Source organism: Pseudomonas sp. LAMO17WK12:I5 (assembly GCF_900215165.1).
Classification (GTDB): Bacteria; Pseudomonadota; Gammaproteobacteria; order Pseudomonadales; family Pseudomonadaceae; genus Aquipseudomonas; species Aquipseudomonas putida_A.
This window is the reverse complement of sequence record NZ_OBDS01000001.1, coordinates 451,114-472,787: the sequence shown is the minus strand read 5'-3', so window position 1 is coordinate 472,787 and position 21,674 is coordinate 451,114. Positions and strand designations below refer to the sequence as shown.

Annotated in this window: 20 protein-coding genes and 1 pseudogene; 14 read left to right on the top strand and 7 right to left on the bottom strand. The window is 59.6% G+C overall.

The window, feature by feature from the left end; translation table 11 throughout:
• Positions 1 to 7: 7 nt before the first annotated feature.
• Together CRO59_RS02135 and CRO59_RS02130 are read right to left on the bottom strand one after the other, a co-directional pair.
• A complete protein-coding gene (locus CRO59_RS02135) occupies positions 8 to 3,109 on the bottom strand; it encodes a multidrug efflux RND transporter permease subunit (protein WP_097086198.1) in 3,102 nt (1,033 codons plus the stop codon).
• Complete coding sequence (locus tag CRO59_RS02130; RefSeq protein WP_097086197.1) at positions 3,106 to 4,266, bottom strand: efflux RND transporter periplasmic adaptor subunit; 1,161 nt, start codon at positions 4,264 to 4,266, stop codon at positions 3,106 to 3,108. Before CRO59_RS02130 ends, CRO59_RS02135 begins: the two co-directional genes overlap by 4 nt.
• A 982-nt stretch (positions 4,267 to 5,248) precedes the next feature.
• Between CRO59_RS02130 and CRO59_RS02125 the strand changes: the two genes are divergently transcribed.
• The 4 genes and pseudogenes from CRO59_RS02125 (at position 5,249) to CRO59_RS02115 (ending at position 7,900) form a co-directional block, all read left to right on the top strand.
• Complete coding sequence (locus CRO59_RS02125; RefSeq protein ID WP_097086196.1) at positions 5,249 to 5,611, top strand: DUF6124 family protein; 363 nt, start codon at positions 5,249 to 5,251, stop codon at positions 5,609 to 5,611.
• 313 nt (positions 5,612 to 5,924) lie between these two features.
• Entirely contained in the window at positions 5,925 to 6,164 is a 240-nt protein-coding gene (locus CRO59_RS02120; protein WP_041071739.1) for a hypothetical protein, read from the top strand.
• 149 nt (positions 6,165 to 6,313) lie between these two features.
• Positions 6,314 to 6,595 (top strand): annotated as a pseudogene (locus CRO59_RS29165) (PAS domain-containing protein); the annotation flags it as partial.
• Positions 6,596 to 6,799: 204 nt separating this feature from the next.
• Positions 6,800 to 7,900: a methyl-accepting chemotaxis protein gene (locus CRO59_RS02115; RefSeq protein ID WP_371917796.1), complete on the top strand. Its 1,101-nt coding sequence runs from the start codon at positions 6,800 to 6,802 to the stop codon at positions 7,898 to 7,900.
• 114 nt (positions 7,901 to 8,014) lie between these two features.
• Here the strand turns inward: CRO59_RS02115 and CRO59_RS02110 are convergent, their stop codons facing one another.
• The 5 genes from CRO59_RS02110 to norR form a co-directional block, all read right to left on the bottom strand.
• A complete protein-coding gene (locus tag CRO59_RS02110; RefSeq protein ID WP_097086194.1) occupies positions 8,015 to 8,764 on the bottom strand; it encodes a YkgJ family cysteine cluster protein in 750 nt (249 codons plus the stop codon).
• 86 nt (positions 8,765 to 8,850) lie between these two features.
• Complete coding sequence (locus tag CRO59_RS02105) at positions 8,851 to 9,174, bottom strand: hypothetical protein (RefSeq protein WP_097086192.1); 324 nt, start codon at positions 9,172 to 9,174, stop codon at positions 8,851 to 8,853.
• 147 nt (positions 9,175 to 9,321) lie between these two features.
• Positions 9,322 to 9,780 (bottom strand): GNAT family N-acetyltransferase, encoded by a 459-nt coding sequence (locus tag CRO59_RS02100; protein WP_097086191.1) that lies wholly within the window; start codon positions 9,778 to 9,780, stop codon positions 9,322 to 9,324.
• 27 nt (positions 9,781 to 9,807) lie between these two features.
• Entirely contained in the window at positions 9,808 to 10,710 is a 903-nt protein-coding gene (locus CRO59_RS02095; protein ID WP_027612166.1) for a chemotaxis protein CheV, read from the bottom strand.
• Between the two features lie 243 nt (positions 10,711 to 10,953).
• The gene (norR, locus tag CRO59_RS02090) at positions 10,954 to 12,507 is read right to left on the bottom strand and encodes a nitric oxide reductase transcriptional regulator NorR (protein ID WP_097086189.1); all 1,554 of its coding nucleotides are present in this window, start codon (positions 12,505 to 12,507) and stop codon (positions 10,954 to 10,956) included.
• 162 nt (positions 12,508 to 12,669) lie between these two features.
• Between norR and hmpA the strand changes: the two genes are divergently transcribed.
• From hmpA to CRO59_RS02035, 10 genes are all read left to right on the top strand, one after another.
• On the top strand, positions 12,670 to 13,851 hold the full coding sequence (hmpA, locus tag CRO59_RS02085; RefSeq protein WP_097086187.1) for an NO-inducible flavohemoprotein: 1,182 nt from the start codon (positions 12,670 to 12,672) through the stop codon (positions 13,849 to 13,851).
• Positions 13,852 to 14,088: 237 nt separating this feature from the next.
• The gene (locus tag CRO59_RS02080; RefSeq protein ID WP_097086185.1) at positions 14,089 to 14,649 is read left to right on the top strand and encodes an ester cyclase; all 561 of its coding nucleotides are present in this window, start codon (positions 14,089 to 14,091) and stop codon (positions 14,647 to 14,649) included.
• Between the two features lie 25 nt (positions 14,650 to 14,674).
• Positions 14,675 to 15,184, top strand: a complete 510-nt coding sequence (locus CRO59_RS02075) for a disulfide bond formation protein B (RefSeq protein ID WP_025109264.1) — start codon at positions 14,675 to 14,677, stop codon at positions 15,182 to 15,184.
• An 825-nt stretch (positions 15,185 to 16,009) separates the two neighbouring features.
• On the top strand, positions 16,010 to 16,951 hold the full coding sequence (gene cyoA / locus CRO59_RS02065) for a ubiquinol oxidase subunit II (protein WP_027612162.1): 942 nt from the start codon (positions 16,010 to 16,012) through the stop codon (positions 16,949 to 16,951).
• A 3-nt stretch (positions 16,952 to 16,954) separates the two neighbouring features.
• Positions 16,955 to 18,982, top strand: a complete 2,028-nt coding sequence (gene cyoB, locus CRO59_RS02060; protein ID WP_007968380.1) for a cytochrome o ubiquinol oxidase subunit I — start codon at positions 16,955 to 16,957, stop codon at positions 18,980 to 18,982.
• 3 nt (positions 18,983 to 18,985) lie between these two features.
• Positions 18,986 to 19,609: a cytochrome o ubiquinol oxidase subunit III gene (cyoC, locus tag CRO59_RS02055; protein WP_003227982.1), complete on the top strand. Its 624-nt coding sequence runs from the start codon at positions 18,986 to 18,988 to the stop codon at positions 19,607 to 19,609.
• Positions 19,609 to 19,944, top strand: coding sequence for a cytochrome o ubiquinol oxidase subunit IV (gene cyoD / locus CRO59_RS02050; RefSeq protein WP_003227981.1), 336 nt, complete (start codon positions 19,609 to 19,611; stop codon positions 19,942 to 19,944). Before cyoC ends, cyoD begins: the two co-directional genes overlap by 1 nt.
• A 10-nt stretch (positions 19,945 to 19,954) precedes the next feature.
• Positions 19,955 to 20,842 carry a heme o synthase gene (gene cyoE / locus CRO59_RS02045; protein ID WP_003227980.1) on the top strand — a complete coding sequence of 296 codons (888 nt, stop codon included), beginning with the start codon at positions 19,955 to 19,957 and terminating at the stop codon, positions 20,840 to 20,842.
• Positions 20,843 to 20,968: 126 nt separating this feature from the next.
• Positions 20,969 to 21,313 carry a toxin gene (locus CRO59_RS02040; RefSeq protein WP_096795494.1) on the top strand — a complete coding sequence of 115 codons (345 nt, stop codon included), beginning with the start codon at positions 20,969 to 20,971 and terminating at the stop codon, positions 21,311 to 21,313.
• A complete protein-coding gene (locus tag CRO59_RS02035) occupies positions 21,310 to 21,624 on the top strand; it encodes a DNA-binding transcriptional regulator (RefSeq protein WP_047599259.1) in 315 nt (104 codons plus the stop codon). Before CRO59_RS02040 ends, CRO59_RS02035 begins: the two co-directional genes overlap by 4 nt.
• Positions 21,625 to 21,674 lie beyond the last annotated feature (50 nt).

The following is a 21,674-nucleotide window of genomic DNA, read 5'->3' as shown; positions in this document are numbered from 1 at the left end:
CCCTGCCTCAGTCTGTGGTCGCCAGTGCCGTCGTGGGCATTGGTTTGGGCCTGTGGAAAAGCCGCTCAAGCCACAAGTATATGACCGGCGTGGTAAACAGCGTCAGCATCTGGCTGACCAGCAAGCCGCCCACCACCGCGATCCCCAGCGGCTGGCGCAGTTCCGCGCCGGTGCCGTAACCGAGCATCAGCGGCAACGCGCCGAGCAGGGCGGCGAGGGTGGTCATGATGATCGGCCGGAACCGCGTCAGGCACGCTTCGAAAATCGCATCCTGCGGTGCCAGTCCGCGATGACGCTGGGCTTCCAGGGCAAAGTCGATCATCAGGATGCCGTTCTTCTTGACGATACCGATCAGCAACACCAGCCCGATCAACGCCATGATCGAAAAATCCTGACCGCAGATCCACAGCATGATCACCGCCCCGAGACCGGCCGCCGGCAGCGTCGAGATGATTGTCAGCGGATGTACGAAGCTCTCATAGAGCACGCCGAGAATGATGTACACCGCCACCAGCGCCGCGAGAATCAGCCACGGCTGACTGGCCAGCGAACTCTGGAAAGCCTGCGCCGCGCCCTGGAAATTGCCGCTGATCGCGGTCGGCATGCCGATCTCGGCCTTGGCCTGATTGAGCAGGATCACCGCGTCGCCCAACGCCACGCCGGGCGCCAGGTTGAACGACAGGTTGGCGGCGGGGAACATGCCGTCATGGGCAATCGACAGCGGGCCGATGGTCGGCGCATCGAATTTGGCCAGCGCCGACAGCGGCACCATCTCGCCACTCAGCGGCGAGCGCAGGTAGAAATAGTTGAGGCTTTCGGCTTTGCCGCGTTGCTTGGTGTCCAGCTCGAGAATCACGTTGTACTGGTTGACCTGGGTCTGGAACTCGTTGATCTGGCGCTGCCCGAAGGCGTCGTACAGCGCTTCGTCGACATCGCTGGCGGTCAGGCCGAAACGCGCGGCGGCGCTGCGGTCGATGCTGATGTGGGTGATGCTGCCGCCCAGTTGCAGATCGTTGGAAATGTCGCGGAACGCCGGGATGCTGCGCAGCTTTTCGGTCAGGCGCTGGGTCCAGGTGGCGAGGGTCGCGCCGTCGTTGCTCTTGAGTACGTATTGGTACTGCGCGCGGCTCGGGCCGGAACTGAGGTTGATGTCCTGGCCGGCGCGCAAGTACAGGACGATGCCCGGGACTTTCATCAATTGCGGACGAATCCGGTCGATGAACTGGCTGGCCGAGACATCGCGGTCACCGCGTTTTTTCAGGGCAATCCAGAAGCGCCCATTGGCGATGGTCTGGTTGCTGCCGGACACACCGACCGAGTGCGAGAACGCCTGAACGGCCGGATCGGCGGCGACGATTTCGGCCATGGCCAAGTGTTTTTTCACCATGTCGCCGTAGGAAATATCCGCAGCGGCTTCGGTGGTGCCGAGGACGAAACCGGTGTCCTGCACCGGGAAAAAACCCTTGGGGATAAAGATGTAACCGGCAATCGCCAGTCCCAGCGACAGGCCGAATACGCCAATCATCAACTTCTGGTGGGCGAGGGCGCGACGCAGACCTTTTTCGTACCAGGCCAGCAAGCGCTCGCTGAAGCCCGGTTTGTCGTGGGCGTGGTGCACCGGTTTGCGCATGAACAGCGCTGCCAGCGTCGGCGCGAGGGTCAGCGACACCACCACCGAAATCAAGATGGTCGAGGTCGCGGTCAGGGCGAATTCCTTGAACAGCCGCCCGACCACACCGCCCATGAACAGCAGAGGAATGAACGCCGCCACCAGCGAGAAACTGATCGAAACCACGGTGAAGCCGATCTCGCCGGCACCTTTGACCGCCGCTTCGCGCATGCTGTCGCCGGCCTCCAGATGCCGGTGGATGTTCTCCACCACCACAATCGCATCGTCCACGACAAACCCGACCGCGACGACGATCGCCACCAGCGTCAGGTTGTTCAGGCTGAATCCCAGCAGGTACATCAGGGCGAAACTGGCGGTCAGCGATACACCGAGCACCGCCGACACAATCATCGTCGCCGACAACTGCCGCAGGAACAGCGCCATCACCGCCACCACCAGCAGGATCGCGATCAACAGGGTGATCTCGACTTCATGCAGCGAGGCGCGGATGGTCTGGGTGCGGTCGATCAGGGTTTTCACCTGCACCGAGGCCGGGAGCATGGCTTCGAGGCCGGGCAGGGCGGCTTGAATGCGGTCGACGGTTTCGACGATGTTCGCGCCGGGCTGGCGCGAGATCACCAGGTTCACCCCGGGTTGATCACCGGCCCAGGCTTGCACGTAGGCATCTTCCGAACCGTTGACGACTTTGGCGACATCGCGCAGGTGAACCGGGGCGCCGTCCTTGTAGGAAACGATGAGTTGGCTGTAGTCCTCGGGATGGAACAACTGGTCGTTGGTCGACAGCGTCGAGATGCTCGATTCGCCGTATAACGCACCTTTGGCGAGGTTGAGGCTGGTCTGCTGGATCGCCAGACGAATATCGGCCAGGGTCAGGCCGATCGCCGCCAGTTTGTCGGCCGAGGCTTGCACGCGAATCGCCGGACGTTGCTGACCGGTGATGTTGATCTGGCCTACACCGTCGATCTGACTGATCTGACGCGAGAGCAGGGTTTCCACCAGGTCGCTGAGTTCGGTGCCGGGCATTTGCGTCGAGCTGACGCTGAGGATCAGCACCGGGCTGTCGGCCGGGTTGACCTTCTTCCAGGTCGGCAGGGTCGGCATGTCCTTGGGCAGTTTGCCGGCAGCGGTGTTGATCGCCGCCTGGACTTCCTGGGCGGCGGTGTCGATGCTCTTGTCGAGGGTAAATTGCAGGGTCAGCAGGCTGGAGCCGAGCGCACTGCTGGAAGTCATCTGGGTCATGCCGGGGATGGCGCTGAATTGCACCTCCAGCGGCGTGGCCACGGACGAGGCCATGGTGTCGGGGCTGGCGCCGGGCAACTGCGCCGAGACCTGAATTGTCGGAAATTCCGCTTCCGGCAGTGGGGCAATCGGCAGGCGCGGGAAGGCAATTACGCCGACCAGCACCAAAGCGATGGTCAACAGAATCGTCGCGACCGGGTGATCGATGCACCAGGTGGAGACGCCTTTGTGCGCCTTCATGGTTTCGGCTCCGCTTGCACTACCTGTGGCGGTTCACTCATGACCTGCACGGTCGAGCCGGGTTTGAGCCGCGACTGGCCGTCCGTCACCAGCACGTCACCGGCCTTCACGCCTTTGATGATGTCCTGCCCGCTGCCCTGATAAACCATCTGCACTTGTACGGCTTCGACCTTGTCGCCATTCACGCGATAGACGAAGTGTTGATCGAGACCGCGCTGTACGACGGTGGGCGGCACCACCAGCGCATTCTTATCCAGTGCCGTCTGAATTTTTACCGTCACCAGCAGGCCCGGCCAGAGCTTCTGGCTGGCGTTGTCGAATTCAGCCTTGGCGCGGATGGTGCCGGTGTTGGCGTTGATCTGGTTGTCGATCAGGGTCAGGTGACCTTCGCCGAGCAGGTTGCCGGTTTCGCCGTCGGTATCAGCGCCGATGTAGGCCTTGACCTGTGCGTGCTGCGGATCGTTGATCAGGCCTTGCAGGGTCGGCAGCATTTGTTGCGGCAGGGAGAATTCCACGGCGATCGGGTCGATCTGGGTCACGGTGAACAGGCCGGCGGTGTCGGTCATGCGCAGGAAGTTGCCTTCGTCGACGGTGCGAATACCGACGCGGCCGGTGACCGGGGAGCGGATCTGCGTGTAGGAAAGTTGTACTTGCGCCGCGTCGATTGCGGCCTGGTTGCCTTGGGCGGTGGCCTTCAACTGGTTGACCAGTGCTTGTTGCTGGTCGTAGGTCTGTTTGGAGACGCCGTCGTCGACGCTGAGCAGTTTGTAGCGTTTGAGGTTGACCAGGGCGACTTGCAGTTGCGCCTGGCTTTCGCCCAGTTGTGCGCGGGCCTGGTCGAGGCTGGCGCGGATCGAGCGGTCGTCGATGGTGGCGAGCAGGTCGCCTGCTTTGACGAGTTGGCCTTCCTTGACGAGGATTTTGGTGAGGATGCCGTCGACTTGTGGGCGTACTACGACGCTGTGTAATGAGAGTACGGAGCCGATGCCGGTGGTGTAGCGGGGGACGTCTTTTTCGCTGACCGCGATCACTCGCACGGGGATGGCGGTGGGGGTGGCGAGTTTGGTCGGGGCGGGTTTCAGGGTGTACCACAGACCTGCGCCTGCGAGGACGATCAACAGGATGGCGAGCAGGGCTTTGTTCTTTTGGATTCGCATGCGGGGTGGGCGCCGGACGGAGTTTGGGCAGGGTTGTTGTCTTTATAAACCTGTCTGCAGGTCAGTAGGGTGACGGCTAGCTGTCAGCGCTGTCAGTTTCGCCGGGGTGTATATCCGTTTCTGCGGGTGTGGCTGATTACGGTTTCGCCCTTACGGCGAGTCACTTTTTCCAGACGCCGAAAAAGTAACCAAAAAGGCTTGCTCCTGCGTTCGGCCCGCTCGCTGGGGCTCGGGGTCCCTTCGCTGCGGGATTGATCCGGGGGCAGCGCCTCCGGTTTGCTTCGCTGCACCTCCTCTCGCTGTGTTTGGCTGCGCCAAACGGTCGCTGCGCTCCCACCCCCGGATCAATCCCTCCACTCAGCCTTCCGACGTCGCCCGTGGATCAAGATCAAGAGCGGCAGCCGAGCTTGCGCTCATCCTGGAGTGGGGCGGCATGCGCCGCGTGCGGGTTGTACTTATCTTCCCTGTAGGAGCTGCCGGAGGCTGCGATCTTTTGATCTTGCTTTTGCTTTTGCTTTTGCTCTTTTGTGGGAGCTGGCTTGCCAGCGATGGCGGCCTGACAGCCGACCAATCTCTGGCAGGTGTACTCGGTTCAACGGTGGGAGCGGGCTTGCTCGCGAAGAGGTCTGTCCAGTCAGCCGATTACGTTGAACTGTTTAATTCTGTGCCAAATAACCAGAACCTTCCCACAAGGTTTTCAGGTTGTCCGTCGGAAGTGCGGTCTCTAGGCTTTGGTTGTCACCGGCAAATCGGTGATCGGGTGTGAGAACCCGCTGAGAGGTTTTAATCAAGCGCCAGCCGCACCATAATCGCCGTCAGCTTATTTGCTGCCGACGATTTTCTATGGCGGCTGTGTGCGGGCGGACTTCGGTTCGGCCGGGTTGATCTCTTACCGGTTTCTCACTCCGCACATAGCTGCCACCTCTTCGTCGCGTGAGAAACGACAGAGATGGCTTTAATCAGATGATTAGAGATCAATTCAATGTCGAAACCGGTACCCGATCCTCCCTTAGAAACCACAACCCCGCTCGCCGAAGCCATCCGCGCAGAAGACCTCGCCCAAAACCGCGAAGCCATCAAACGTGCGCTCGATTTCTACCTCAGTCCGCAACCCGTCCAGCCGCGACAGCCAAGCACCATGTTTCTGGTCAACCCAGGCATCGACACCGAAACCCTGCTCGCCCACGCTTACGAATCGTTGGCTTCTGCCAGTGCCATGGCCAGTAACTTCGCCAATGAACTCGGCGGCCCGCAACGCAGCACGGCGCTGGCGATCCAGCAGATCGTCATGCTCGCCGAACTGGCGGTGAACCGGGCGCTGGATAGGGTTGATCCACGCACTTGATCCGTCCGAGCACCGCGTCATCGTTCATCGCGAGCAGGCCCACTCCTACAGGTTAAAAGACAGTCCACCTGTGGGAGCGAGCCTGCTCGCGAAGACGTCTGTGCGGGCGATGCACCTCTGCCGGCTATTGTTGTTAGCCGGTCTCAAAAAGGGACCGATCATTCCCAATTTAGGAAACATTGCACCATCACCTACCTCTAAACCGTTCGGCGTGCGCTGCAAATCTTCAGGTGCTGTCGCAAGGCGCGCAGGTATACTGCGCGCCTTCGCGGCTCACTGTTCGGGCCCGACTTTTTTGCTTTGCGGAGCTTTTATGACTTCCCCGACCCAACCGCCGGTTGACGACGCCGTAAGCGATGTCCCGGCCGAGCTGACTGACGCCAGCGAAACCAAACCCGAGATTCCGGCTTTCAAGTTCCCGTTCAAACCGGGTGAACTGGCGGCGGCCAAGGGTTCGAATCAGCCGTGGTACAAGAACGGCGCCAAGAACGGCCACACCAAGACCCCGGGCATGGCGCCGCCGGGCACCCGTCGCTCGATGGGCAAGCGCTGAGTTTTATCCCGCCTTCAGCCATCGACTGCGATTTTCGGTCGCAGTGATGGCTAAGTGCTCAGATCCTGAGCCAGATCAATATTTGACCAATTGGTGCGCTTAGAGTCAGCAGCCCTGCCGACTCTTCCCATAAAACGAGCGCGCTTTCCATGAAGATCAATCTCCCGGTAACCGGCCGTAACGTCGATGTGGCGCCGGACGCGAACATTCTTTCGACCACTGATCTGACCAGCGCGATCACTTACGCCAACGACGATTTCATCAGGATCAGCGGCTACAGTCGCGACGAATTGCTCGGCAAGCCACACAACCTGTTGCGCCATCCGGACATGCCGGCGCTGGCGTTTGCGCATATGTGGCAGACGCTGAAGGGCGGGCGCTCGTGGATGGGGCTGGTGAAGAATCGTTGCAAGAATGGCGATCATTATTGGGTCAGCGCCTATGTCACGCCGGTTACGCAGAACGGCGTAGCGGTGGAGTATCAGTCGGTACGCACCCGGCCGGATGCACGGCAGGTGGCGGCGGCGGAGCGGGTGTACGCGCAGTTGCGTGGAGAGTTGAAGGGACGGCGGCCGCTGCCCACTTTAGGTCTGCGTGGCAGGATCACGGTGTTGGCCAGTGCGTTGCTGGGGCTGGTGTTGGGGATCGAGGCCTGGTTGCGTCCGGAGTCGGCATGGATCGATGGGCTGGCATTTGTTGTCGGCAGCAGTCTCTGCGCGTTGGGCGTGCGCTGGATCCTGCGGCCGCTGGAGCGGCTGAGCGAACGGGTGCGGCAGGTCGCGGACAATCCGTTGAGTCAGAGCATTTACACCGGGCGCCGCGATGAAATCGGCCAGATTGAATTCGCCCTGCAGATGCTCGAAGCGCAGGTCGGCGCTGTGGTCGGGCGCATCGGTGATGCATCGCAGCAGTTGGCCGGGCATGCGGCGCAACTGGTTGATCATTTGCAAAGCAGCCACAGCAGTTCGTTGGCGCAGCAAGCGGAAACCGATCAGGTGGCGGCGGCGATTCATCAGATGGCCGCCAGCGTCGCGCAAGTTGCCAGCCATGCGCAGCAGGCCTCGGTGGCGGCGGACATGGCCGGCACGGAAACCCGCGAAGGGCATTTGCTGGTCGGCGAGAGTCGCAGTGCGGTGTTGCGTCTGGCCGAGGAGTTGCGGCGGGCGACCGAGGTGATTCATCAGCTCGAAGGTCACAGCAGCGAGATTTCCGGAGTGATGGAGGTGATCCGCAGCATTGCCGAGCAGACCAATCTGCTGGCGCTCAACGCGGCGATCGAAGCGGCGCGCGCTGGTGATGCCGGGCGCGGTTTTGCAGTGGTGGCCGATGAGGTGCGCGGGTTGGCGCAACGCACGCAGCAATCGACCAACGAGATTCAGCGGATGATCAGCACCCTGCAAAACGGTGCGCGCGATGCAGTGCTGGTGATGCAGCAGAGCAGCGAGCATGTGGATAACAGCGTCGAACAGGCACAGCGCGCGGCGCGGGCGCTGGACGGGATCAGTGAGCGGGTCGAGCAGATCACCGAGATGAGCCTGCAGATTGCCGCGGCGGTGGAGCAGCAGAGTGCGGTGAGCGAGGACATCAACCGCAATATCGTCAGCATTCGCACGGCGTCGGAATTGACGGTGGATGAGGGGCGGCAGAGTCAGCGTAACTCTGAGGACGTGGCGGGGCTGGCGGGGGATTTGCGGTTGCTGGCGCGGGAGTTCTGGGGACGGCGGGTTAGGGATTGAGGTTGCCTGGGCCGGCCTCTTCGCGAGCAGGCTCGCTCCCACATTTGAAATGCTATCCATTGTGGGAGCGAGCCTGCTCGCGAAGGGGCCATTCGCCCCGACAAAAATTCCGGATCAAGCCGCTCGCAGTGAAATAAACGCATACGTCTGCGCCGGCTCAGTCACCACCTGCGCCCCGGCGGCAAGCAACTGCCCGGCCACATCATCACCGGACAAATGAAACAGCCATTCACTGGACGTTCCACTCAGCGGCTGTGCTGAAACCTGATCGATCACGGCCGCAAAAGCGTCCATCTGCGGCAAATATGCGGTAAATCCGTCGCCCTTGAGCGCCGTAGTGCGAATCCCCAGCGCCGCGCAGATTGCATCCTTGATGCGGATGTCATCGCGATCGGCCTGACGCGAACGCTGGATCAGCTCCAGCAGTTCCTGATCGACCAGCTCCCCGCCGACAATCAGCAGCGGCCCCTGTTGCCACGACTCTGGCGGGCAATCCTTGGCCGCCGGGTTGAGCGGAATGTGCGGATTGATTTCTGCCGGATAAATCCTGCACACCAACGGTCGGCGTTCGTAAATGCGGCACAGGTTTTCTTCGTCAAGATTCCGGCAGCGACCGACGTTGTACGCGGCAAAGGTGATGGCCACGTGGGCCTCGGTCGTGCCGCTGCGTACCACCAGCGAACGCCGTTCGGCGTGTTCACGCTGCTGCGCCGGCAGGCCCAGGCCGTTGCCGAGAAAGGCCTCCACCAGCACGATCACCTGACCGCCATCCGCCGCCCACATGCGGGCTTCGGCGAGGGTCAGGGGCACATGGTGGTCGGTGCAGCATTTGCCGCAACCGACGCAGGAAAATGTCGTATTCATTGCACGATCAATCTTCAATCAGAGTGTGATACGGCGACGTAAAGTCGCCAGGCTGAGGCTGATCGAAGCAAGTTGTGCGCCAGCCCTCAAGGCTTGGCGGTCGGCCGGATCGAGTCCCATTCGGTGACGAACGCGGTTTTCGACTTTTTGCTGTACAGGCACAGCTCAGTGCCTTGCTGGCCTTTCATGTGTTTTTGCGGGTATTGGCCTTGCAGCAACACGGCGGTGTAGCCGACGCGGTCATCGAATTGCGCGGGTGTGCCGACGGGTTTGGCGTCTTTCAGGCCGCTGGCCTTGGTGCAGCTGGCGAGCACGGTTTTATCGTAAGCGGCCCAGGCATCGGGGCTGGAGGCGTGGGCCTGTGAGGCCAGGGCGGTGAGGCAGAGCAGGCTTAGGGTGAGGGTTTTCATCGTGGGCGTCCTTGGTCGTGGGTGGCCAAGGTTGGAGTCTGCCCGGGAAGGGAAGTTGCCTGTGCTGGCCTCTTCGCGAGCAGGCTCGCTCCCACAATTTGAAATGCATTCCAGGGTGGGAGCGAGCCTGCTCGCGAAGACGGTCGATCAGTCCGGTACAAGTTCCCGGCGAACCACCATCATCCCGGCACTCTCATACAACCGCTGCGCCCGCAGATTGTCTTCCAGCACCTTCAGATCGACAAATCCTTCGCGCCTTTGCTGAAACACCTTGAATGCATTCAGCAGCAATGCCCGACCCAAACCTCGGCCCTGAGCACGTGGGTGCACCACCAGATTCTTGATGTACGAACTGGTCCAGCATTGCGCCACGCCGATCACGCCTTCGTTATCGCGGGCGATGAAGCACAATTCAGGATCGTATTCGGCATCGCTTTCAAACCGCAGCTGCCACTCCTCCAGTGCCGGCACCCGACCGCCGCCCTCACGGTAGCCGAGTTGCATCAACTGATGCACCGCCGCCGCCAGTTCCGGGCGATAAGTGCTCAACTCAATGCCTTCCGGCCAGTGGATCGGCGGCACGCCTTGGCGAAGGTCGCGCCTCATCAAAAAGCAGTATGTCTGGCCCAAGACTCAGTGACCGTTGGCGGCGACGTGTTTGGCCGCTTCGATCAGGCGCTGGGTCAGTTCCGGCGAGGAGAACTTGGTCAGCACCGCGTTGGCCCCGGCCAGACGCGCTTTCTCGCTGTTCATCGCGCTGTCGAGCGAGGTGTGCAGCAGCACGTAGAGGTGGGCGAAGTCCGGCGTCTCGCGCAGGGTGCGGGTGAAGGCGTAGCCGTCCATCTCGGACATTTCGATGTCGGAGACGATCAGGTTGATCTGTTGCGCGGTGCCTTGCAGATCCAGCAGGCAGTCGATGGCTTCCTTGGCACTGCGCGCGGTGTGGCATTGCAGGCCGAGGTTGCGCAGGGTGTGCACCGATTGCTGCAACGCCACCTGGCTGTCGTCGACCACCAGAATCCGTGCGTTGCCCAGTACCTCGGCGTCTTCCATGCTCAGGTCGGTCGGGGCCATCTCGATCTGCGCCGGGGCGATGCTGTGAATGACTTTCTCGATGTCGAGCACTTGTACCAGTGTGCCGTCGACTGAGGTCACGCCGGTGATGTAGGCGCGCGAGCCGCCGGAGCCGAACGGCGGCGGCTTGATGTCGGTGGTCAGGCAATGGACGATTTTGCTCACCGCCTGAACGTGCAGGCCCTGCTTGGAGCGGCTGACGTCGGTGACGATCAGGCAGCCGCCGTTCGGGTCTTCCAGCGGTCGCTCGCCGATGGCGCGGCTGAGGTCGATCACCGACAGCGACGCGCCGCGCAGGGTGGCGATGCCTTTGATGTGCGGATGCGACTCGGGCATTTTGGTCAGTGGCGGGCAGGGGATGATTTCACTGACTTTCAGCAGGTTGATCGCCATCAGCTTGCCGCTGCGCAAGGTAAACAGCAGAAGCGAAAGTGAATCTGCGCGGGCTTTGTTGGAAGACATAAAAACCTTCTGTGGAAAAAGGTGATGGGCGAGGGTGCAAATCGCCAGAAACTATTGATGCCGGGTTATCGGCGTTAATGGGGTGGGCTTTAGGTCGGTTATCGGGTAGGGCAAGAATCACCTGTGGCGAGGGGATTTATCCCCGATGGACTGCCCGGCAGTCCCATTTCCTGGTGCCGCTGCGCAGCACATCGGGGATAAATCCCCTCGCCACAAGGAATTCACTCAAACTGGATGAAGTGATTATTTCATGCCTAATCGCTTGGCCATCCGCCCAAGATTCGCCCGATCCAAGCCCAACTCCCGCGCCGCACTCGCCCAGTTATCCTGATGACGCTCAAGCGCAGCACTGATCAACTGCCGCTGATATTGCTCGGTGGCGCTGCGCAGATCGCCGTTGATCAACGGCATCGCGGGCACCTCGGCAACCGGTTCAGCCGAGTTATCCACAACCTCACGCGGCAGATCCAGATCCGCCGCACTCAAACTGAGTATCTTCGGCCTTACCTTGCAATTACCCAGTGCCTTCAGCGCGCTACGCCCGATCAAATGTTCCAACTCGCGCACGTTGCCCGGCCAAGTGTAGGCGAGCAACGCCTCCTGGGCATCGCTACTCAAACGCAGGCTGTTGAGGCCCATGCGCGAACGGTTCTGTTCCAGAAAGAAGCCGCTGAGCAGCAACACATCGCGGCCGCGATCGCGCAGCGCCGGCACTCGCAGCGGGTACACGCTCAGGCGGTGATAGAAGTCGGCGCGGTAGCGGCCGCTGCGCACTTCTTCGGCCAGATCGCGGTTGGTCGCGGCGATCAGGCGCACATCGACCTGATGTTCCTTGTCCGAGCCGAGCCGCTGCAACTGGCCGCTTTGCAGCACGCGCAGCAACTTGGCCTGTACGGTCAGCGACAGTTCGCCGACTTCATCGAGAAACAGCGTGCCGCCATTGGCCAGTTCGAACTTGCCGCGGCGGTCGCTGGTGGCGCCGGTAAAGGCGCCGCGCACGTGGCCGAACAGTTCGCTTTCGACCAACGTATCGGGCAGAGCGGCGCAGTTGAGGCTGATGATCGGTTTGTCGGCGCGCGGCGAGGCGGCGTGAATCGCTTGCGCCACCAGCTCCTTGCCGACCCCGGTTTCGCCGGTGATCAGCACGGTCAGGTCGCTGCCGCCGACCAGATTGATTTCCTCCACCAGCCGTTTGTGCGCTTTGCTTTGGCCGATCATTTCGCGTTGCTGCTGGCCGCTGGCCTGGCGGTAGACCTCGGCGCGTTGGTGTTCGTCTTCGGCACGCAGCGCTAGGCGCTCAATGCGTTCGGCGGCATTGACCGTGGCCGAGGCGAGACTGGCGAAGGCTTGCAAGGCGTCGAGTTCGATCGGTTCGAAACGCTCCGGATCGAGCGCATCAAGGGTGATCAGGCCCCAGAGTTTTTCATCGACGAACAGCGGACAGCCGAGACAGTCATGTACCTCAAGGTGATCGCCCAGACCATCGACCAAGCCGTCGTAAGGATCGGGCAAGTCGCTGTCGGCGGCGAACCGCGTTGGCCCGGCGCCGTCCAGCAGGATCTCGAATCGGGGATGTTCGCTGACCTTGAAGCGCCGGCCGAGGGTGTCGGTGCTCAAACCATCCACCGCCAGCGGCACCAGCCATTCGCCGTCCAGGCGCAGCAACGCGGCGGCATCGCACGGCAGCAGGGCGCGCATGGCTTCGAGCAGGCGCCGATAGCGCTCGCCCTCGGGCAGTTCGCGGGACAGGTCGGAGACCAGTGGCAGTAGAGCGGTGAGCAGGGATTTGGCGGTCATGGTCTTGTAGTCAAAGAGACTCGATGTAGTCGCGATGACTATAAAACGCTTTGAGTCTAAATGACTACGTAAAAAATAAACCATTGATTTATAAAGATAAATTATCTGGCACGAAAACTGATAAGCCTAAGGTAATTCTCAAAAAGCTCAGGAGTCATTCTTATGCTTAGCGTCCAGGATCGTGCCATCGTCAAATCCACTGTGCCTCTGTTGGAAAGCGGCGGAGAAGCGCTGATCACCCACTTCTACCGCATGATGCTCTCCGAATACCCTGAGGTGCGCCCACTGTTCAACCAGGCGCATCAGGCCAGTGGCGATCAGCCGCGCGCGTTGGCCAATGGTGTGTTGATGTACGCCCGGCACATCGATCAGCTCGACCAGTTGGGCGATCTGGTGGCGAAGATCATCAACAAGCACGTCGCCCTGCAAATCCTCCCGGAGCACTACCCGATTGTTGGCACCTGCCTGCTGCGGGCCATTTCCGAAGTGCTCGGCGACGAGATCGCTACGCCTGAAGTCATGAGCGCGTGGGCCGCGGCGTACGGGCAATTGGCCGAGATTCTGATCGGTGCTGAAGCCGCGATCTACGACCAGAAAGAACAGGCAGTCGGCGGCTGGCGTGGGGCGCGGGATTTCATCGTGGTGGACAAGGTCGAGGAGAGCGCGGAAATCATTTCGTTCTACTTCGAGCCGGCGGACAAAGGCCCGATCCTGGCCGCAGAGCCGGGTCAGTACATTGGCATGAAGCTGATCCTCGACGGCGAAGAAATCCGCCGTAATTACTCGCTGTCGGCACTGGCCAATAAAGGTCAGTACCGCATCAGCGTCAAGCGCGAACCGGGCGGTCGTGCGTCCAACCACTTGCATGACCAATTGCACGTCGGCGCGAGCATTCAGCTGTTCCCGCCATCGGGCGAGTTCACCCTGACTGCCAGCGACAAACCGCTGGTGCTGATCAGTGGCGGGGTCGGCATCACTCCGACCCTGGCGATGCTCGAAGCAGCGCTGCAAACCGAGCGCCCGGTGCACTTTATCCACTGCGCGCGCAACGGCAGCGTGCATGCGTTCCGCGACTGGATCGATGGGTTGGCGGCGCGTCATCCGCAGCTCAAGCGCTTCTATTGCTACGCCGAAGACGACGGCGTGAGCCCGGCGGCGGACAAGGTCGGGATCCTCAGTCAGGAGCAGTTGGGCGAGTGGCTGCCTACACAACGTGACGTCGACGCTTACTTCTTGGGGCCGAAGGGCTTCATGGGCGCGATCAAGCGGCATCTGAAAGCGTTGGGCGTGCCGGAGCAGCAGAGCCGATATGAGTTCTTCGGGCCGGCTGCTGCTTTGGAATAATCCTTAGGACTGAGTCGCCTTCATCGCGAGCAGGCTCACTCCTACAGGGGCGGTGGCGTACATGAAAATGGTGTACGAAGCAGATCTCTTGTAGGAGTGAGCCTGCTCGCGATGGCCGTTACGCAATTTTGATTCTTAAAAAGTGTTTAAAGGTTAATCGTTTCTTAACCGGTTTATCGTTTATTCCCCGATGCTGATGATAGGCGCTCGTTCGTTTAACTGATCAGGATCGCCCCCATGTCGCACATCATCTTCTCCTCTCGTCTGAACCTGGCAATGCTTGGCCTGTCGGCTGCTTTGCTGGCCAGTCCGTTTGCTTCGGCCGAATCGGCGTTGATCGCACCACAGACCCTGGTCGTCGATCAGAGCCTGCCCAAGGCTCAGCGCGATGCAATGGAGTTGGCGGCGCGGCGTTACGGCAGTTTCTGGAACAGTGGAGAAGAGGCCCTGGCCACGGCAGCCTTGTCGCCGCAGTTTGTCGACAAGACCCCGCCTGAAGGTCGGGTGCAGGGGCCGACCGGGCCGTTGCTGGCATCGAAGTTCTTTCGTACGGCGGTGCCGGACCTGAGCTGCGAGATCGAGCAAATGATCATTGCCGGTGACCGCGTGGTGGTGCATCTGCACTTTCGCGGACACTTCAGTGGGACGTTCAAGGCTCTCAAAGGGCAGGGCCAGCGTGTAGACTTCCGGGCAACCGATATCTATCAGATCGACAACGGTCGCATCGCGGCCAATTGGCATATCGAAGACAACATCAGTCTGATGGCGCAACTGCAAGCGCAGCCGCCAGCCAGCTGAACCATGGACATACAAGGGAAACGCGATGAGCGAGGAAACGATTCGACTGGGACGTGAGCGGCGCTTTCTGGTGCTGCTGGGCATCATCTGTCTGGCACTGATCGGCGGCGCGCTTTACATGCAGATCGTGCTGGGTGAGGCACCATGCCCGCTGTGCATCCTGCAGCGTTATGCATTGCTGCTGATTGCGCTGTTCGCGTTTATCGGCGCGGCCATGCGCACCCGCCGCAGCATCACGGTGTTCGAAGTGCTGGTGGTGATCTGCGCGATCGCCGGCGCCGGTGTTGCCGGGCATCACGTGTACACCCAGTTCTATCCGGCGGTGAGCTGCGGCATCGATGTGTTGCAGCCGATTGTCGATGACCTGCCGCTGGCGAAGATCTTCCCGCTGGGCTTCCAGGTCGATGGTTTCTGCTCGACGCCGTACCCGCCGATCCTCGGTCTGTCGCTGGCGCAATGGGCGCTGGTGGCGTTCGTGCTGGTGGTGATTCTGGTGCCGCTGCTGACCTCGCGTAACCGAAAAGCACTGCGCTGAATCAACTCTTCGGCAGATTGGCCGATACAGAAAACGCCCCGATTTGCGTATCAGCCGATCGGGGCGTTTTGCATTTCAGAGTGTTTGTGAAATCACCGTGACGAACGGCAATGGAGAGTGCGGCAGATGTGCGACATGTTGTCACACGCGCCCTGTCGCAGGGCGTTTCGGCGACCCGGATTGGCGTAATGTTACAAAAAAGGATTGGTCTGTTTCGGCATTTTTCTGGTTTTGCACGCAGGTGCCAGATCAGGCAGTTTTAACAGGCTCTGGCAGATGGCCAGAGGCCTTTGAATATCGGGCTTTGCGCCGATTCGCTGCCGGGAAAATCCCTTCGGAGCTGTCTGAACTGAGGTGTATAGGCCTACATTTTTTGGTGTTTTTGTTGAGAATCGATTTCGATAACATGCGGAACTTTTGCAAAAACGGTGATGGATTGTTGCTCTGAGCGATAAAAATTATTTCGGGATAAGACATGGTGTATAGGGCGCTACCTATCTACAATCGCCCGCACTGAATTCCCGGCGCTGTTCAGCCTTTATTAAGGAACTGGACAGGAAGTCGGGTGTCGAGCGGGCCGAAAGGCTTTTGCGACACCCAGGTGTCGGTGCCTTCCAACTTTCCGCACCAAATGGAATTGGTCTGTAACAAGGCCTTTGACCACGAATTCGAATAAGAACTGACCGCTGTCCATGGTTTTGTCGAGCGTCTGACGCGCGACGGGCGGCCCTTATTCAATCCAAAGAAAATGCCAACCCTTGGCAGGGTGAAGTGTTGGCGATCAAAACCCAACTGCATTGCGCAAGCTGCTTTAGAGGTCGTGAGATGAGTAAAAACAGGTACCCCAGATTACTAGGCCTAGTGCCGCTGCTCGGCACGTTGTTGCTGGGAGGCTGCAACATGACCCTGCTCAATCCAACGGGCCAGGTCGGCCTGGAACAGCGCAACCTGATCATCACCGCCACGCTGCTGATGCTGTTGGTCGTTGTGCCGGTTATCGTCATGACCTTCCTGTTCGCCTGGAAGTACCGCGCGTCCAACAAGGATGCCGTCTACACCCCGAAATGGTCGCACTCGACCAAAATCGAAGTGGCGGTCTGGACCATCCCGGTTCTGATCATCATCGCCCTGGGTTACATCACCTACATTTCGACCCACAAACTGGACCCGTACCGTCCGATTGAATCCGACGTCAAGCCGGTGACCATCGAAGTCGTTGCGCTGGACTGGAAGTGGCTGTTCATCTACCCGGAACAAGGCATTGCCACGGTCAACAAGATCGTGTTCCCGGCGCACACTCCGGTCAACTTCCGGATCACCTCCGACGCCGTGATGAACTCGTTCTTCATCCCGGGCCTGGGCGGCCAGATCTACGCGATGGCGGGCATGACCACCAAGCTGCACCTGATCGCTGACCGCAACGCTGAAATGGACGGTATCTCCGCCAACTACAGCGGCGCTGGTTTCACCGGTATGAAATTCAAAGCGATCGCAACTTCTCAGGAAGATTTCGACGCCTGGGTAAGTGAAGTCAAAAAGGCACCTAAACAGCTTGAACAAGCTGAATACGCAGCCCTTGCCAAGCCAAGCCAGAACAATCCAGTCGAGCTCTACTCCTCGGTCACGCCGAACCTGTTCCAGACCATCGTCGACAAGTACGAAGGCATGAAACCGGGCAAGCCGCTGAAGCACGAGAAGAAAGAGAAAGAAGTGGCGGCAACGGACATGGACTCGAATTCGCATTCAGCTGCCGGGGCAGAGGAGTAAACGATGTTTGGTAAATTAAGTTGGGAAGCGATCCCTTTCCACGAGCCGATCGTGATGGTCACCATCTCGATGATCGCGCTCGGTGGTCTGGCGTTGTTCGCTGCAATCACCTACTTCAAGAAGTGGACCTACTTGTGGACCGAGTGGCTGACGTCGGTCGACCACAAGAAAATCGGTGTGATGTACATCATCGTTGCCATGGTCATGCTGCTGCGTGGCTTCGCCGACGCCATCATGATGCGTACCCAGCTGGCCATGGCCACCGAGGGTTCGCCTGGCTACCTGCCACCTGAACACTATGACCAGATCTTCACCGCTCACGGTGTGATCATGATCATCTTCATGGCGATGCCATTCTTCACCGGCCTGATGAACCTTGCAGTGCCGCTGCAGATCGGCGCGCGTGACGTTGCCTTCCCGTTCCTGAACTCCCTGAGCTTCTGGCTGCTGGTGTCCGGCGTGGTGCTGATCAACCTGTCGCTGGGTGTCGGCGAATTCGCCAAGACTGGTTGGGTTGCCTATCCGCCGCTGTCGGGTCTGCAGTACAGCCCTGGCGTGGGGATGGACTACTACATCTGGGCGCTACAGCTATCCGGGTTAGGGACGACGCTGACGGGGGTCAACTTCCTCGCCACCGTGCTGAAAATGCGTACCCCTGGCATGAAACTGATGGACATGCCGATCTTCACCTGGACCTGCACCTGGGCTAACGTCCTGATCGTGGCTTCGTTCCCGATCCTGACCGCTACCCTGGCACTGCTGACCCTCGACCGTTACATGGATTTCCACATTTTCACCAATGAACTTGGTGGCAATCCAATGATGTACGTCAATCTGTTCTGGGCCTGGGGCCACCCTGAGGTTTACATCCTGATCCTGCCGGCATTCGGCATCTTCTCGGAAGTGATCTCGGCGTTCACCGGCAAGAAACTGTTCGGCCACCACTCGATGATCTACGCTTCGGGCGCGATCTCGGTACTGGGCTTCATGGTTTGGCTGCACCACTTCTTCACCATGGGTTCGGGTGCCAGCGTCAACGCCTTCTTCGGTCTGGCGACGATGCTGATTTCCATCCCGACGGGTGTGAAACTGTTCAACTGGCTGTTCACCATCTACCAGGGCCGTCTGCGCTTCACCAGCCAGGTGCTGTGGACCCTGGGCTTCATGGTGACCTTCGCCATCGGCGGCATGACCGGCGTACTGCTGGCCATCCCGGGTGCTGACTTCGTTCTGCACAACAGCCTGTTCGTGATCGCGCACTTCCACAACGTGATCATCGGCGGCGCGGTATTCGGCTACATCGCAGGTTTCGGCTTCTACTTCCCGAAAGCGTTCGGCTTCAAGCTGCACGAAGGCTGGGGTAAAGCAGCGTTCTGGTTCTGGATCTCGGGCTTCTTCGTCGCGTTCATGCCGCTCTATGCACTGGGCTTCATGGGCATGACCCGTCGTCTGAACGCCACCACCAACCCTGAGTGGGTACCGTACCTGTACGTTGCCATGTTCGGTGCGGTGATGATCGCTGTCGGTATCGCCTGCCAACTGATCCAGCTGTACGTCAGTGTGCGTGACCGCAACAAGCCAGAGAACATGTGCGAACACGGTGACCCGTGGAATGCCCACACTCTGGAATGGTCGACCTCGTCGCCACCTCCGTTCTACAACTTCGCTGTGCTGCCTAAGGCTGACTGCATCGACCCGTTCACCGAAGCCAAGGAAAACGGTACTGCGTACCAGGCTCCGGCCAAGTACGAGCCGATCCACATGCCGAACAACACCGCCACTGGCGTGGTGATGGGCGCACTGCTGACCGTCTTCGGTTTCGCGATGATCTGGCACATCTGGTGGTTGGCGATCGCCAGCCTGGCCGGCACTGTCATCTACTTCGTGATCCACGCCGCACGTGACGACCAGGGCTACATGGTTCCGGTTGAAACGATCGAGCGCATCGAAGCCGAGCAGCACAAGCGTCTGGTCGCGGCAGGGAAAATCCCGGCCAATGCCACCCGTGTAACCTCGTTGGAACAGGCTTAAACCATGTCGAACTTAGTGACCAATGTTGGACACGCCCATGGTGACCATGGGCACGATGACCATCACCACGACTCGGGCGAGATGACCGTATACGGTTTCTGGCTCTACCTGATGACCGACTGCATTCTGTTTGCGTCGATCTTCGCGGTGTACGCAGTACTGGTAAACAACGTCGCCGGTGGCCCGTCGGGCCACGACATTTTCGAACTGCCATACGTGCTGGGCGAAACCGCTCTGCTGTTGTTCAGTTCGATCACCTACGGCTTCGCCATGCTGGCGTTGTACAAAGGCAAGAAGCAGCAGGTTCTGGGCTGGTTGTTCATGACCTTCCTGCTCGGCGCAGGCTTCATCGCCATGGAGATCAACGAGTTCCACCTGCTGATCTCCGAGGGCTTCGGTCCTAGCCGTTCGGGCTTCCTGTCGGCGTTCTTCACCCTGGTCGGTACCCACGGTCTGCACGTGTCCGCGGGTCTGATCTGGATGGGCATCATGATGTACCAGGTCAACAAGCACGGCCTGACGGCGACCAACAAGACCCGTCTGAGCTGCCTGAGCCTGTTCTGGCACTTCCTGGACGTGGTGTGGATCTGCGTATTCACCGTTGTTTACCTGATGGGGACTCTGTAATGGCTAATGCACACTCCCATGACAGCCATGATGCTGGCCACGGCAGCGTAAAGTCGTACGCCATCGGCTTCATCCTGTCGGTGATCCTGACTGCCATCCCGTTCGGCCTGGTGATGTTCCCGACCTTGCCGAAGTCGACCACGCTGGCAATCGTTCTGTTGTTCGCAGTAATCCAGGTGATTGTTCACCTGTACTACTTCCTGCACCTGGACCGTTCGATTGCACAACGTAACAACGTGATCGCGTTTGTCTTTACGGCCATCGTGATCCTGCTGCTGGTTGGCCTGTCGCTGTGGATCATGTTCAGCATCCACACGTACATGATGGCGAAGTGAGGTAGACCCGATGTCGCTCAAGCACTTTATCCAAATCACCAAACCGGGGATCATTTTCGGTAACGTGCTTTCTGTGGCAGGCGGGTTCTTCCTGGCCTCGAAAGGGCATGTAGATCTGGCGGTGTTCCTGGCCGCCATGATCGGCACATCCCTGGTTGTGGCCTCCGGTTGCGTGTTCAACAACTGCATCGACCGCGACATCGACCTGAAGATGGAACGCACCAAGAACCGGGTGCTGGTGCAGGGCTTGATCTCCCTGAAACTGGCCCTGGTCTACGCGACCATCCTGGGTGTTCTCGGCGTTGCCTTGTTGTACAAGGTGGCCAACCCGTTGGCCGCCCTGTTCGCGGTAATCGGCTTCATCATCTACGTCGGCTTCTACAGCCTGTACCTCAAGCGCAAGTCGGTGCACGGCACGCTGGTGGGCAGTCTGTCGGGCGCCATGCCGCCAGTGATCGGTTACGTTGCCGTAACCAACAGCTTCGACATGGCCGCACTGACCCTGCTGGTGATGTTCAGCCTGTGGCAGATGCCGCATTCCTACGCCATCGCGATCTTCCGTTTCAACGACTACCTGGCCGCATCGATTCCGGTGCTGCCCGTCAAGCGCGGAATCGAAGTGGCCAAGAAGCACATCCTGCTCTACATCCTGGCGTTCCTCGTGGCGACCTTGATGCTGACCTTCAGCGGTTACGCCGGCATGAGCTACCTCGCGGTCGCCGCGGCCATGGGCATGTACTGGTTGTACATGGCCTGGACCGGCTACAAGGCGGTGGATGACACGGTCTGGGCACGCAAGCTGTTCGTGTTCTCGATCTTCACCATCACCGCCCTGAGCGTCATGATGTCCCTGGACTTCAAGGTGCCCGCCGAGCTGCTGCTGACGTACGCGCCGTAAGGCTGGATGGCTTCACGAAAAACCCCGCACATTGAGAGATGTGCGGGGTTTTTTGTTGATCGGATGTTTATCAAAGGTCGAATTTGTTGATAGTCTCTCCATGGGCAAGTTGCCTATAGTTTGCCCATGCGAACTGTATTTTTTGAAACCACAATATTCACCGCGAGCGTTGGTCATTATCTGACGGACGATGAGTATCGGGAGTTGCAGAATTATCTGCAGTGCAATCCAGCGTCGGGCGACGTAATACCGCGAACTGGCGGCTTCCGGAAATTACGTTGGTCTGACGCTCGGCGTGGCAAAGGCCGACGAGGTGGCTTGCGGGTCATCTACTATTGGCTTATGAATGATCGTCAGTTCTGGATGTTTGCGATTTATGACAAAGATGAGCTTGAGAATCTGTCCGCCGAGAAAGAGAAGGCGCTCAAAAAAGCCATTGAGATAGAGTTGAGAAAAAGAGGTGCCTCATGAAAAAACGCGACCTGTTTGCGGAATTGATGCAGGGCGTTGAAGAGATGGCCGCCCATCGCGAAGGTAAAATTACGCTGCGCAATACGGTCGTCGAGGACAAACCGGTTCCCGAGGTTGGTGCACAAGAGATCGTTGCACTGCGTGAAAAATTGCACATGTCACAAGCGGTATTTGCAAAGCGAATCAGGACCAGCCCGAGCACATTGAGGAATTGGGAGCAGGAGAAGTCCAAGCCCAATGCTCAGGCGGCACTGTTGATCCGCTTGGTGGAGAAATTCCCTGATATGGTTGAGCGCTTGGGCGCTGTGTAGATAGTTCGTTGATATACGTCATCAAGCCCCGCGATTCGATAGAGTCGCGG